Below are 12187 nucleotides of genomic sequence, written 5' to 3'. Positions count from 1 at the left end.
ACCCACGATGGCTTAAGAAATTTCGCGCCGGAACGGCGGCAAGGCATTCAGGATCGCCTTGCCATAGCGCTGGGTGACCAGACGGCGGTCGAGCAAGGTGATGGTGCCCCGGTCTTCTTCGGTACGCAGCAAGCGACCACAGGCCTGGACCAGCTTCAACGAGGCATCCGGCACCGAGATTTCCATGAACGGATTGCCGCCACGGGCTTCGATCCATTCGGCCAGCGCGGCCTCCACCGGATCGTCCGGCACCGAGAACGGGATCTTGGCGATCACCACGTGTTCGCAGTAGGCCCCCGGCAAGTCGACACCTTCGGCAAAGCTGGCCAGGCCGAACAGCACGCTGGAGTCCCCGCCATCGACCCGCGCCTTGTGCTTGTTCAGGGTTTCCTGTTTCGACAGGTTGCCCTGGATAAACACCTGCTTGCGCCAGTCGCGGTCGAGGCCGTCGAACACGTCCTGCATCTGCTTGCGTGACGAGAACAGCACCAGGGTGCCCTTGGAACCTTCCACCAGCGACGGCAGGTCACGAATGATGGCCGCGGTGTGGGCCGGCGCATCCCGTGGGTCGGCCTTGAGGTCCGGCACCCGCAGCACGCCAGCGTCGGCATGATGGAACGGGCTGGGGACCACGGCGGTAACGGCTTTTTTCGGCAGGCCGGCACGCATGCGGAAGCGGTCAAAGGTGCCCAGGGCGGTCAGGGTCGCCGAGGTCACCAGGGCGCCGTAGGCCACGTTCCACAGGTTGCGCCGGAGCATTTCCGCCGCCAGGATCGGGCTGGCGTTGACTTCGATATCGAACAACGCGCCGCTTTCCGACAGCGTCAGCCAGCGGGCCATGGGCGGGTTGTCTTCCGGGTCTTCGACAGTGAAGGCAGTCCACAACTCCCAGTTGCCCTGGGCACGGGACAACAGGCTGCCAAACAATGGGTACCATTCTTCGGCCTGGTTGCTGGCGATGCCAATATTGACCTCGCCGTCCATGCCTTCCTTGAGCAGGTCGGTCAGGCGGGTGAACAGGTCGGTGAGGCGCGAGAAACCTTTCTTCAGCTCCACGCCCATCTCGCGCATATGCTCGGGGATCAGCCCGCCGACAAAGCGGTGGCGTGGCCGTTCACGGCCTTCGACGTCTTCGCCGGGCTTGAAGTCCGCCACCTGCTCGCAAGCGCTGAACATGAACTGTTGCTGGGTCTTGATCTCCCGCGCCAACTCCGGCACCTGCTCGATCAGCTTGCCCAGGTCGCCCGGCAGCGGATGCTGGGCCAGCAGCTTGGTGAGGTTCTTGGCAGTGGTTTCCAGCCAGTCGGCGGTGGAACGCAGGCGCGTGTAGTGGGCAAAGTGGCCGATGGCCTTGTCCGGCAAGTGGTGGCCTTCATCGAACACGTACAGGGTATCGCGCGGGTCGGGCAGCACGGCGCCGCCGCCCAGGGCCAGGTCGGCGAGGACCATGTCGTGGTTGGTGACGATCACATCGACCTTGCCCATGCCTTCGCGGGCCTTGTAGAAGGCGCACTGGCCGAAGTTGGGGCAGTGGCGGTTGGTGCATTGGCTATGATCGGTGGTCAGGCGCGCCCAGTCGGCGTCTTCCAGGGCATTGGGCCAGCTGTCGCGGTCGCCGTCCCACTTATTGCCGGCCAATTTCTCGATCATGCTGGTAAACAGCTTCTGGCTGGCTTCATCGACCTCGATCTTGAAGCCTTCTTCTTCAAACAGCGAGGCCGTGGCGGTTTGCGCATGGCCTTCCTGCAGCAGCACATCCAGCTTGGACAGGCACATATAGCGGCCACGGCCCTTGGCCAGGGCGAAGGTGAAGCTCAGGCCGCTGTTGCGCATCAGGTCCGGCAGGTCTTTGTAGACGATCTGCTCTTGCAGGGCCACGGTGGCGGTGGCAATCACCAGGCGCTTGCCGGCGGCCTTGGCAGTGGGAATCGCCGCCAGGCTGTAGGCCACGGTCTTGCCGGTACCGGTGCCGGCCTCGACGGCCACGACCGCAGGGTCGCCACTGCGCCGGCCTTCGTCGTCGGTGTCGATATCCCCGAGGACCTTGGCCACTTCGGCGATCATCAGGCGCTGGCCGTAGCGCGGTTTCAAGCTCTTGGCTTCGAGAAAACGCGAGTAGGCGCCCTGGATCGTGGTTTTGAGTTCAGTGCTGATCATGGATAGTCGGGCGCAAAAAACGCTGGATAAATTTTCAGTGGTTCGGATCGGCCGCTATCATACCCCGCTAATTAATCCCGCGCAGAACGGAGTACCTCAATGACCGTCTTTAGCCTTGCCTACACCCTGCATGTCTTGGCCGCCCTGGTCTGGGTCGGTGGTATGTTTTTCGCCTGGATGATCCTGCGCCCGGCCGCAATGGCGGCGCTCGACGGCCCTCCACGGCTGAAACTGTGGCTGAATGTGTTTCAGCGTTTTTTCGTGTGGGTCTGGGTGGCCGTGTTGATCTTGCCGATCAGTGGTGTCGGCTTGCTGCAATTGCGCTTCAACGGCTTTGAAACCGCGCCGCGTTATGTACAGGTGATGATGGGCTTGTATGTGGTGATGACGGCGCTGTTTATCCGCATCCAGGCCTTGAAGTTGCCGGAACTGCGGGCAGCGGTGGCAGCAGAGGATTGGCCGGCGGGCGCAGCGGCGCTGGGGCAGATTCGACGGTTGGTGGGGGTAAATCTACTTGTCGGGTTGGTGGTGGTGGCAGTGGCTTCGGCTCGGCCGATGTTCTGAGGTTGTGCTTCAAGGCCCCATCGCGGGCAAGCCCGCTCCCACATTTTGAATGGGTTCGCAAATCAAGTGTGGGAGCGGGCTTGCCCGCGATGGGGCCGCTGCCGATAGCTCAAAGCCGCTGGATAGTGACCGTACCGGCAGGCCCCGCCGGCCCGGCCTGCCCTTCCAACCCCGGCCGGCCCGCCTCGCCGCCATCGGCGCGGTACACCAGGCAACCCTTGGACTGCCCGCCCTTACCTGGCTTGCCGGCCACACCTGGCAAGCCCCCGGCACCGCCATCGACCCAGACCTTGATCTGCTCGCGCGGATAATCCTGCGGCAATTCGATGCGCACTGCCGCACCCGCCGCACCCGGCAGCCCGTCGCCGCCGTTGTCACCATTGGCGCCACGCCCGGCCGATCCCCACGTGCACCCTGGGTCTTCGCCATTGGCGCCATCCAGGCCGGCATAGCCTTGGGCACCCGTGCCACCACGGGCATCGACCGACAGTTCATCCGCGCTCAATTGGGTGATCCGCAAGCTCAGGTCACGCCCCGGCTTGGCCGGCTTTTCATGGGTGCCGGGCGCGCCACGGGAGGTGATCTGGCTGCCATGTTCCAACTGGGCATGCCGCACCTGCAATTGCAGGGCTGAGGCGCTGGGCACGATGGTGATCCGCGCCTCGCGGCCCAGATGCAGCTCGTCGACCGTGACCTGGGTGATATTCGCCGGAATCAACAAAGTGCCGTAGTCGGCAACTTCCAGGCGCTCCAACTGCAGCACGCTGGTGCTGTTGGGCAAGCGCAACAACGAGTGGGTCTCGACACTGACGCTCTCGGCCAGGGCAATAGGGCTGACCAGCAGGGCCAGGAAAAAAACCTTACGCGTGAGTGGCTGCCGTGCTGTTTCGATCATTGATAACCCCATGCCCCTGTCTCCTTCACATTATTCTTTGGGCGCACAGTAACGAGTTCTACAGGCGATTTGCCAGTGAAGGATTAAAAAACTTGGGGAGGCTGCGACTTGGCATCTGGAACGGCGAGATTTGTCGGAAATTGCCGTCAGAAATGCCCCTGAAGCCACCCAGGGGCAAGGAGGGAACCCCTTAACGGTTGATCTGGATTTCCACACGGCGGTTCTGGGCCCGACCGTCGGCGGTTTTGTTATCGGCCACCGGGTGGGTCTCGCCGGCGCCCGTCACCGAGACAAAGTTGCTGCGGGGCACGCCGGAGCGGACCAGGTAATCGGTCACCGAATGGGCGCGTTTTTCCGAGAGCCTCTGGTTGTAGGCATCTTTACCGACGCTGTCGGTATGCCCACTGACCCGCAACCGGGCACCCGGAGCCTCCTGTTTCAGGCGCGTGGCGACCGTGTCGAGCTTGGTTTTATCCGCCGCCGTCAGCCGGGCCGAGTCAAACTCGAAGTGCACATCCCGAATCACAATGGTCTCTTCCCGGACCACCACTACTTCTTCCACGACAACCGCCTCAGGCACCGGTGGGCAGCCATTGGCATCGACCTGTACGCCTTTGGGGATGCCCGGGCACTGGTCACGGCTGTCGGGTACGCCATCGCCGTCCTCGTCACCGTCGCCATGGACCCAGCAATAGGCGCCGGCCATGCCGCCAATCAATAACGCGCCACCACCGGCCCATGACGAGCTTTCGGTCGCGCCCAGTGCCGCACCGGTAACACCGCCAAGGGCCGCACAGGTGGGCCAGTCGGTTTTTTGCAAGCCTGCGCAACCTGTCAATACTCCGGTTAGCAGAACCAAGGGTAGAGCTGTCCGCATGATGCTCATTTGCTTTCTCCTGAGGGATCGGCCGCAAGCCGATAGGTGGAGTAAAGACCGCTCTTTTCATCTGCGCCAGCCCGCCAAACCCCCGTATTCATTGGCCAAGGCGGCTTTTACCGAGCAACAGGCCAGCGCCGGCTCTAGGCCCGCACGCTCAAGCAGGCTAGTCTTCATGGTTCTGATATGAGGATCTTCGATGACCGCCGGCAATTCTTCCCGTACGCCACAGCAAGCACTCGCAGCCCTGCTTGATCGCCAAGCCCCCAAGCGCCTGCTGGTCTTGGGCTCCGGCCACTTCCCGGCGCTGGAGGCGTTCCAGCAGGCGCACCCTGAGACCGTCGTCTGCGTCGCAGGGCCAGGGCCATTGCCTGGCGAACTGGCCGCCCAGCGCTTTGACCTGGCCCTGGTGGTCGATTGCCTGGAGCACCTGTCAAAACGTGCAGGGTTGGAGCTGCTGGGCGGGGTGCGCAACCTCAACGCCAGCCGCATCGCAGTACTCGCCGACCTGGCTGCCTGCGGCTGGAAGGACACCGACTTTTTCTCCCTGGCCCTGCAGACCAGCGAACAGTTTTGCCGCGACAATCAGGTACTGACGCTGTTTACCTACGATCTGCTTGAATACAAACAGGTACCGGACTGGCTGAACGCCCGGTTCTGGGCCAACCCGGAAAATTTTGGAAAGTATTGGTGGTAACCACAGGCATATCCATTGACTGCGGCCGCAGTGGCAACCGGCTGGATATCAGGAGAAGGCCTTCAGGGTAACGTCCCTATGCCGTTCGGACCTCGTTGAGTAACTCTGGGTGACGATCGAGCACCTTAAGAAGCTTTATGAGGGCTAACGGTGGTTTCGTCTTACCGTTCTCATAGCGCGAGAAGGCGTTGACCCCTCCTCCAAATATCTCAGCCGCTTCTCGTTGATCCAGGGCCAGCTTCTTACGCACCCGGGTAATAAAGCTGGGGTCCACGAGGTCTGCATTGACCTGTTTAGAGAATGCGCGCATCTCTTTCATCACACGATCCGACTCAGCCAGATCCAGGATTGACTCGGCGCAGGACGGGCAGAAGTCCCCCGCCACATTCACAATCACAATGGTTTCGCCCTTGTATGAATAGGGGATATCGCGGGTGTCATGGACCAACTCCGCAGCGCCGCAAACAGGACATTTCATATTCATAGCTCCTTGAAGGACACGATTAGCACATCTTCGATAACCGTGAGTTTCAGGTATAGATTCCCCACCTTCGTGTGTGGTCTGTACACGTCTTGCCATGTCGTGTGATCAGCGTAGGTCGTCATGCTTTTGTAAAAATCCGCTGGTTCAAGAGCCTGGACTACAGCCAGCATCTCGCCAAGATCAAGATCAAGGAGATCGGCACCGGCTCGGGCTGCGTTCGTGGTACGCACCTTCCCAGCGTCAATCAGGGCCTTGACGCTAGCCAGCTTGCAATGAGGTGTCTTCTTCTCCATGTTCGACATTAACCTAATTGGTTTTAATTTGGCAAATAGGTTAATCCACCTATCCTTGCTCCATGGGTAGCACTGAGCTCAAACACTCGAATGCCAATGGAACCTCAGCGACTTTCGGCGAGCCAGCGACGAAATGTCTCAAGGAATGAAAAGAAAGGTCAGCGCTCTCATGCCCGTTGGCCGTCGAGTTCCCCTATGATCCTCTGTAGTATCTGGAAAACTTTGGAGCGTTTTGGTGGTAACCATGAGTACATCCATTTGCCCCTGCGGCAGCGGCAACCTGCTGGATGCCTGCTGCGGCCATTACCACACTGGCCACCCTGCGCCCTGCGCCACCGCGTTGATGCGTTCACGCTACAGCGCCTATGTACTGGGGCTGGTGGACTATCTGGTGGCGACCACGCTACCGGCGCAGCAAAGCGGCCTGGACCGGAATGCCATCGGGGCCTGGAGCGCGCAAAGCACCTGGCTGGGCCTGGAAGTGGAAAGTTCCGAGGTGTTTGGCGGGCAGCCGGAACATGCCTTCGTCACCTTTACCGCGCGCTGGCATGACAGCACCGGCGAACACAGCCACCGGGAACAGTCATCCTTCGTACAGAACGATGGGCGCTGGTACTTTATTGATCCTACGGTGGAGGTGAAGAGCGGGCGCAATGATGCCTGCCTGTGTGGCAGTGGGCAGAAGTTCAAGAAGTGCTGTTCCGGCTATTTGTAAAAAACCGGTTCTTTGTAGGCCCGGGCTTGTCTGAGGGCGGCGTTCCGACAAAGCACTGTAAGGACACCGCGTTTATCCAGGCTGTGTGCGTTATCGTTAACGCCTTTCGCGAGCAAGCTCGCTCCTACAGGATCACGCCATGGTTAGCCGGTTATTCGCCTATAGCTGCCTGCTCGCAGTGACCGTTGGCCTCTCGGGCTGTGCCTCGTGGTTCGCCGATGAGACGCCGCCACCGCAAACCCACCTGGTCAAGGTCGAGTTGGTACGCGCCAAGCTGCTGGAGCAGAAGTTCAAGCTGCATTTTCGAGTGGATAACCGTGGCGACTCGGACCTCACCGTGCGCGGCCTGATCTACAAGATCAGCCTGGCTGACGTGGAGCTGACCGAAGGCGAGTCCGACGAGTGGCTGACCATACCGCCCCATGGCCGGGGATTTTTCAAGGTCACGGTGCGCACCAACCTGTGGCCACAGGTGCGGGAAATCGCCGACCTGTTGAAAAACCCGGACCGTCCCATCCCCTATCGCCTGGAAGGTGAGCTGAAAACCGGATTATTCATCGGTAACGACGTGCACGTGATACGCAATGGCGAGATAATCCCCGGCGATTTTATTCCGGAGCGACACCAATGACCCAGCAACCCCATGTCCATGGTCCTGACTGCAACCACGATCACGATCACCACGATCACGACCAAGGCCATGTGCACGGCCCGAACTGCGGCCATGCCCACCAGGAACCGGTGCGCAACGCCCTGAAAGACGTTGGCCGCAACGATCCATGCCCATGCGGCAGCGCCAAAAAGTTCAAGAAGTGCCACGGCGCCTGATACACATCCTGCAGGAGTCGGTAACCCGGCTCCTGCAGTTATATCGATAGATGCAAATGTTTCATTGAATTTTCCCTGGTCGAGCATTACCTATACCTACAGGCACATCAGCGGGCGTCCTGCCCGTTCAAGCATCACCAATCCTGGAGAGCTTCATGATCGACCTGTATTACTGGACCACCCCCAACGGTCACAAGATTTCGTTGTTCCTGGAAGAAGCCGGCCTGCCCTACGAGGTGCATCCGATCAACATCGGCCAGGGCGACCAGTTCAAGCCAGACTTCCTGAAAATCGCGCCCAACAACCGCATACCCGCCATTGTCGATCAGCAGCCGAGCGATGGTGGCGCGCCCATTTCCCTGTTTGAATCCGGCGCCATCCTGCTGTACCTCGCGGAAAAAACCGGCCAGTTCCTGCCCAAGGACCTGCGCGGTCGCCAGGAAGTGCTGCAATGGCTGTTCTGGCAAATGGGCGGCCTGGGCCCGATGGCCGGGCAGAATCACCATTTCAGCCAGTTCGCCCCGGAAAAAATCCCCTACGCCATCAAACGCTACGTCGATGAAACCGCGCGCCTCTATGGCGTGCTGGACCGGCGCCTGGCGGACCGCAGCTTCGTGGCCGGCGAGGCCTACAGCATTGCCGATATGGCGATCTATCCGTGGATCGTTTCCCACAAGTGGCAAAGCCAGCGCCTGGAAGACTTCCCCCATCTGCATCGCTGGTTCAACCTGATCAAGGAACGTCCGGCGACGGTGCGGGCCTATGACCTGGTGCAGAAGGTCAACCCGCCAAAATCCTGATACACGCCCCCCTGTGGGAGCTGTCGAGCCCCGGTGAGGCGGCGATGCAGGCGCTGCGGTCTGCCAGATACCGCGCGATGATCCTATCGTCGCCTCGCTAAAGCCCGACAGCGCCCACATTTGCTCAATCAAATCCTGAAAATTAGCATCGCCTCCCGCTTGCGTCGGTTCGCCGCGCTCACTAACGTAGCGCCTTTACTGACGTTACCCCCGCAGGAGCTTTGCCATGGCCTCGCCAGCCCTCTCACATTTTCTTCCCCGGTTCGGCGTTGCCGCGGCAATGGCCAGTGCCTTGGGCCTGGCCGGTTGCCAGTCACTGAACAGCCAGGACACCCTGCCTCCCGTTTCCGGCGTGCAGCCGCTCAAGGGCCTGGCGCAGAATGTTTCCGTGCGGCGCAACAGCCAGGGCATGCCGCTGATTGAAAGCAATACCTTCCACGACGCGCTGTTCACCCTCGGCTATGTGCACGCCAGCGACCGGATCAACCAGATGGTCACCCTGCGCCTGCTGGCCCAGGGCCGCCTGGCGGAAATGTCCGGGCCGGACATGCTGGATGTGGACCGCTTCATGCGCGCCGTCAACCTGAAAAAAAGCGCCAGCGAGCTGTACAACGCCTCGTCGCCGCGCCTCAAGCGCTTCTTTGAAGTGTATGCGCGCGGGGTCAACGCCTACCTGTTCCGCTACCGTGACAAACTGCCGGCAGACCTGGCCCAGACCGGCTACAAGCCCGAATACTGGAAGCCGGAGGATTCGGCGCTGCTGTTCTGCCTGCTCAATTTCAGCGAGTCGGCCAACCTGCAGGAAGAGTTGTCCGCCCTGGTCCTGGCGCAAAAAGTCGGCGCCGACAAACTCGCCTGGCTGACCCCAAGCTACCCGGACGAGCCACTGCCGGTGGCCGAGTCCGACAAGCTCAAGGGCATCAACCTCGGGCAGATTCCCGGCCTTGCCACGCTCAACAACATCAACGAGCACCTGGCCAGCCTCAACACCCTTGGGGTTTCCACCTCCAGCAACTGGGCCATCGCCCCGCAACGCAGCCGCAGTGGCCGCAGCCTGCTGGCGAACGACCTGTCAACACCGATGCAGGCGCCGTCCCTGTGGAATTTCGTACAAATCCGCGCGCCAAAATACCAGGCGGCCGGGGTGTCGCTTGCCGGGATTCCTACATTGCTCTCGGGCTTCAACGGCAAGGTGGCCTGGAGCATGAGCCAGGTGTCCGGCGATACCCAGGACCTGTTCCTGGAGAAGGTCAAGCGCCAGGGCGGCGCGCTGTACTACGAGCACAACGGCAAATGGCTACCGGCCATCGTGCGTAACGAAACCTTCTTCGCCAAGGGCCAGCGGCCGATTCGCGAGACGGTGTACGAAACCCGCCACGGGCCGCTGCTCAACAGCGCCCAGTCGCTGAGCAGCGGCTACGGCCTGGCCCTGCAAACCGCCGACTTCAAGGATGACAAGAGCCTGGATGCGTTCTTCGACCTGTCCCGGGCGCAGAACGTGGAAAAAGCCTCGGACGCCAGCCGCGAGATTCGGGCCATCGCCCTGAACATGGTATTTGCCGATGCCAGCAATATCGGCTGGCAGGTCACCGGGCGCTTCCCCAACCGCCGCGAAGGCGAAGGCCTGCTGCCCTCGCCGGGCTGGGACGGGCGCTTTGACTGGGATGGCTACGCCGACGCGATGCTGCACCCCTATGACCAGGACCCGCCACAGGGTTGGGTCGGCACGGCCAACCAGCGCAGCGTGCCCCATGGCTATGGCATGCAACTGTCCAACTCCTGGGCCGCGCCGGAGCGCAGCGAACGCCTGGCGCAACTGGCCGGCAACGGCAAGCACGACAGCCGCAGCGTGATCGCCATGCAGTACGACCAGACCACACTGTTCGCCGCCAAACTCAAGAGCATGTTCCAGGCGCCGGGCATGGCCCAGCCATTGAAACAGGCGATCGATGCCCTGCCCGCCGCCGAGCGGACCAAGGCCCAGCAAGCCCTGGGCCGCCTGATGGCGTTCGACGGGCGCCTGGCCGCCACGTCGGCCGACGCCGCGATCTACCAATTGTTCCTGCAGGAAAGCGCCAGGCAGATTTTCCTCGACGAACTGGGCCCGCAAACCAGCGCCACCTGGAAAGCCTTTGTCAGCAACGCCAACCTGTCCTACGCGGCCCAGGCCGACCATCTGCTAGGGCGTGAAGACAGCCCCTTCTGGGACGACCTGCGTACCCCGGCCAAAGAAGACAAACCGGCGATTCTCGCCCGTAGCCTGGCTGCCACGATCACCGCCGGCGACAGCCAGTTGGGTGCGGATCACAAAGCCTGGCAATGGGGCAAGTTGCATAGCTACACCTGGAAAAACACCCGCGGCCAGACCCTGCGCGGCCCATTGGCAGCAGGCGGCGATCACACCACGTTGAACGCTGCGCCCTACAACTGGGGGCAGGATTTCGCCACCACCCAGGTCCAGGCCCTGCGCATGATTGTGGATTTTGGCCAGGTGGAACCGATGATGGGCCAGGGCGGGATCGGCCAATCCGGCAACCCGGCCAGCCCGAACTATGTGAACGGCATCGATCCGTGGCTCAAGGCACAATATTTGAGCTTCCCGATGCAGCCGCAAAACCTTGACAAGGTGTATGGCAAGACCCGATTGACCCTGGTCCCGGGAAAATAAAGCCGGTTCTACGGCCTACCCGCAGCCGCGCCCCAGCGGCTACAGGGCGGTTGTGGGAGGTCTATCAGGCCACTGGCGCGGGAGGTGGCTCGTCCGGCAGGGTCGGCACACCAGGCTCGGTGGGTTGTTCCGGGGTATCGGGGTCAGGCTGGCCCGGGATGCCGCCGGCGGCGGGGTCGGCCATCAGGGACCAGGCCAGAACACCAATCTGATTGGGTTCCAACCGGGCAAGTTCGGCGCTGATTCGCGGGTCGAGCTTCATAGGGTACTCCTCAAGCGTGGCTCGGCGCGCTGTGCACGCGCCGAGGCAGTACACCCAATAGAGTGCCTGCCCGCTGACAAATTCCCTTGTGCTGTAAGACGTTTCTATCAGGTGCGTGGCAGAGTGACGCCGCGCTGGCCCTGGTACTTGCCGCCCCGGTCCTTATAGGACACTTCGCACTCTTCATCGGATTCAAAAAACAGCATCTGCGCCACGCCTTCATTGGCGTAGATCTTGGCCGGCAAGGTGGTGGTGTTGGAGAACTCCAGGGTCACGTGGCCTTCCCATTCCGGCTCCAGCGGGGTCACGTTGACGATGATGCCGCAGCGCGCGTAGGTGCTCTTGCCCAGGCAGATGGTCAGGACATTGCGCGGGATGCGGAAGAACTCGACGGTACGCGCCAGGGCGAAAGAGTTTGGCGGGATGATGCACACGTCGCTCTTCACATCGACAAAGCTCTTTTCATCGAAGTTTTTCGGATCGACGGTGGCCGAGTTGATGTTGGTGAACACCTTGAACTCATCGGCGCAACGCACATCGTAGCCGTAGCTGGAAACCCCGAACGAAATCAGGCGCTCGGCGCCCTCTCCGCGCATCTGGCGCTCGACGAAGGGTTCGATCATGCCGTGCTCTTGCGCCATGCGGCGAATCCACTTGTCCGATTTGATGCTCATGGCGGGTGTCCTGAATAGCGAGGTGGAAAAATTCTGTTGGGCATCTTACCGGGGCTGGCCTCGCGGTTCAAAGGAGGCGGGGGTTTTTCTTGATTAAGTTGCGCCGGGACACTGTCAGCCGTAAAGATCGGGCCAGCCCCTGAATTGACGGGGCGCGGGCCTGCAAAGCGCGCCGCCAGTCACGAAAATAGAGAAACCTTCGGAAATACCATTGGCACGTTCCAGAAAAAGGGTTAAGGTGGCGCCACTGTGCTGCTTGTGTCACTGAGAATC

Annotated in this window: 14 protein-coding genes; 7 read left to right on the top strand and 7 right to left on the bottom strand. The window is 61.4% G+C overall.

The features are described 5' to 3' along the window. Positions 1-12: 12 nt before the first annotated feature. Entirely contained in the window at positions 13-2157 is a 2145-nt protein-coding gene (gene dinG / locus AC07W7_RS21735) for an ATP-dependent DNA helicase DinG (RefSeq protein WP_032858113.1), read from the bottom strand. 99 nt (positions 2158-2256) lie between these two features. Between dinG and AC07W7_RS21730 the strand changes: the two genes are divergently transcribed. Further along, positions 2257-2721, top strand: coding sequence for a CopD family protein (locus AC07W7_RS21730; protein WP_076964785.1), 465 nt, complete (start codon positions 2257-2259; stop codon positions 2719-2721). 109 nt (positions 2722-2830) lie between these two features. Here AC07W7_RS21730 and AC07W7_RS21725 read toward each other — a convergent pair whose 3' ends face one another. Then, positions 2831-3628 (bottom strand): collagen-like domain-containing protein, encoded by a 798-nt coding sequence (locus AC07W7_RS21725; protein WP_262383209.1) that lies wholly within the window; start codon positions 3626-3628, stop codon positions 2831-2833. Between the two features lie 178 nt (positions 3629-3806). Then, entirely contained in the window at positions 3807-4502 is a 696-nt protein-coding gene (locus AC07W7_RS21720) for a PA1041 family peptidoglycan-binding anchor lipoprotein (RefSeq protein WP_495040085.1), read from the bottom strand. A gap of 190 nt (positions 4503-4692) precedes the next feature. Between AC07W7_RS21720 and AC07W7_RS21715 the strand changes: the two genes are divergently transcribed. After that, positions 4693-5190, top strand: coding sequence for a DUF6231 family protein (locus AC07W7_RS21715; RefSeq protein WP_495040084.1), 498 nt, complete (start codon positions 4693-4695; stop codon positions 5188-5190). 76 nt (positions 5191-5266) lie between these two features. On the opposite strand, the gene AC07W7_RS21710 is transcribed toward AC07W7_RS21715, so the two are convergent. Further along, positions 5267-5668, bottom strand: a complete 402-nt coding sequence (locus AC07W7_RS21710) for a type II toxin-antitoxin system MqsA family antitoxin (RefSeq protein WP_495040083.1) — start codon at positions 5666-5668, stop codon at positions 5267-5269. 2 nt (positions 5669-5670) lie between these two features. Next, positions 5671-5967 carry a type II toxin-antitoxin system MqsR family toxin gene (locus AC07W7_RS21705; protein ID WP_495040082.1) on the bottom strand — a complete coding sequence of 99 codons (297 nt, stop codon included), beginning with the start codon at positions 5965-5967 and terminating at the stop codon, positions 5671-5673. Between the two features lie 244 nt (positions 5968-6211). Between AC07W7_RS21705 and AC07W7_RS21700 the strand changes: the two genes are divergently transcribed. The 5 genes from AC07W7_RS21700 (at position 6212) to AC07W7_RS21680 (ending at position 10978) form a co-directional block, all read left to right on the top strand. Continuing rightward, entirely contained in the window at positions 6212-6682 is a 471-nt protein-coding gene (locus tag AC07W7_RS21700) for a YchJ family protein (protein WP_076962193.1), read from the top strand. A 139-nt stretch (positions 6683-6821) separates the two neighbouring features. Beyond that, positions 6822-7313, top strand: a complete 492-nt coding sequence (locus AC07W7_RS21695; protein ID WP_076962192.1) for an LEA/WHy family protein — start codon at positions 6822-6824, stop codon at positions 7311-7313. Further along, a complete protein-coding gene (locus tag AC07W7_RS21690) occupies positions 7310-7510 on the top strand; it encodes an SEC-C metal-binding domain-containing protein (RefSeq protein ID WP_076962191.1) in 201 nt (66 codons plus the stop codon). Before AC07W7_RS21695 ends, AC07W7_RS21690 begins: the two co-directional genes overlap by 4 nt. Before the next feature lie 155 nt (positions 7511-7665). Further along, on the top strand, positions 7666-8310 hold the full coding sequence (locus tag AC07W7_RS21685; RefSeq protein ID WP_099167857.1) for a glutathione S-transferase N-terminal domain-containing protein: 645 nt from the start codon (positions 7666-7668) through the stop codon (positions 8308-8310). Positions 8311-8536: 226 nt separating this feature from the next. Continuing rightward, positions 8537-10978, top strand: coding sequence for a penicillin acylase family protein (locus AC07W7_RS21680; RefSeq protein ID WP_495040081.1), 2442 nt, complete (start codon positions 8537-8539; stop codon positions 10976-10978). Positions 10979-11042: 64 nt separating this feature from the next. On the opposite strand, the gene AC07W7_RS21675 is transcribed toward AC07W7_RS21680, so the two are convergent. Together AC07W7_RS21675 and dcd are read right to left on the bottom strand one after the other, a co-directional pair. Next, complete coding sequence (locus tag AC07W7_RS21675; protein WP_076962188.1) at positions 11043-11240, bottom strand: hypothetical protein; 198 nt, start codon at positions 11238-11240, stop codon at positions 11043-11045. Positions 11241-11347: 107 nt separating this feature from the next. Further along, positions 11348-11914, bottom strand: a complete 567-nt coding sequence (gene dcd / locus AC07W7_RS21670) for a dCTP deaminase (RefSeq protein WP_003219273.1) — start codon at positions 11912-11914, stop codon at positions 11348-11350. Between the last annotated feature and the right edge of the window lie 273 nt (positions 11915-12187).

This window comes from Pseudomonas sp. GW821-FHT01D09, from assembly GCF_059422465.1.
The sequence above is the reverse complement of the archived record's forward strand: the minus strand, read 5'-3'. Positions and strand labels throughout refer to the sequence as shown.

What these genes read in the sequence shown, in the direction of transcription:
- dinG (WP_032858113.1), bottom strand. Translation starts at nt 2,157, where the DNA reads ATGATCAGCACTGAACTCAAAACCACGATCCAGGGCGCCTACTCGCGT.
- AC07W7_RS21730 (WP_076964785.1), top strand. Translation starts at nt 2,257, where the DNA reads ATGACCGTCTTTAGCCTTGCCTACACCCTGCATGTCTTGGCCGCCCTG.
- AC07W7_RS21725 (WP_262383209.1), bottom strand. Translation starts at nt 3,628, where the DNA reads ATGGGGTTATCAATGATCGAAACAGCACGGCAGCCACTCACGCGTAAG.
- AC07W7_RS21720 (WP_495040085.1), bottom strand. Translation starts at nt 4,502, where the DNA reads ATGAGCATCATGCGGACAGCTCTACCCTTGGTTCTGCTAACCGGAGTA.
- AC07W7_RS21715 (WP_495040084.1), top strand. Translation starts at nt 4,693, where the DNA reads ATGACCGCCGGCAATTCTTCCCGTACGCCACAGCAAGCACTCGCAGCC.
- AC07W7_RS21710 (WP_495040083.1), bottom strand. Translation starts at nt 5,668, where the DNA reads ATGAAATGTCCTGTTTGCGGCGCTGCGGAGTTGGTCCATGACACCCGC.
- AC07W7_RS21705 (WP_495040082.1), bottom strand. Translation starts at nt 5,967, where the DNA reads ATGGAGAAGAAGACACCTCATTGCAAGCTGGCTAGCGTCAAGGCCCTG.
- AC07W7_RS21700 (WP_076962193.1), top strand. Translation starts at nt 6,212, where the DNA reads ATGAGTACATCCATTTGCCCCTGCGGCAGCGGCAACCTGCTGGATGCC.
- AC07W7_RS21695 (WP_076962192.1), top strand. Translation starts at nt 6,822, where the DNA reads ATGGTTAGCCGGTTATTCGCCTATAGCTGCCTGCTCGCAGTGACCGTT.
- AC07W7_RS21690 (WP_076962191.1), top strand. Translation starts at nt 7,310, where the DNA reads ATGACCCAGCAACCCCATGTCCATGGTCCTGACTGCAACCACGATCAC.
- AC07W7_RS21685 (WP_099167857.1), top strand. Translation starts at nt 7,666, where the DNA reads ATGATCGACCTGTATTACTGGACCACCCCCAACGGTCACAAGATTTCG.
- AC07W7_RS21680 (WP_495040081.1), top strand. Translation starts at nt 8,537, where the DNA reads ATGGCCTCGCCAGCCCTCTCACATTTTCTTCCCCGGTTCGGCGTTGCC.
- AC07W7_RS21675 (WP_076962188.1), bottom strand. Translation starts at nt 11,240, where the DNA reads ATGAAGCTCGACCCGCGAATCAGCGCCGAACTTGCCCGGTTGGAACCC.
- dcd (WP_003219273.1), bottom strand. Translation starts at nt 11,914, where the DNA reads ATGAGCATCAAATCGGACAAGTGGATTCGCCGCATGGCGCAAGAGCAC.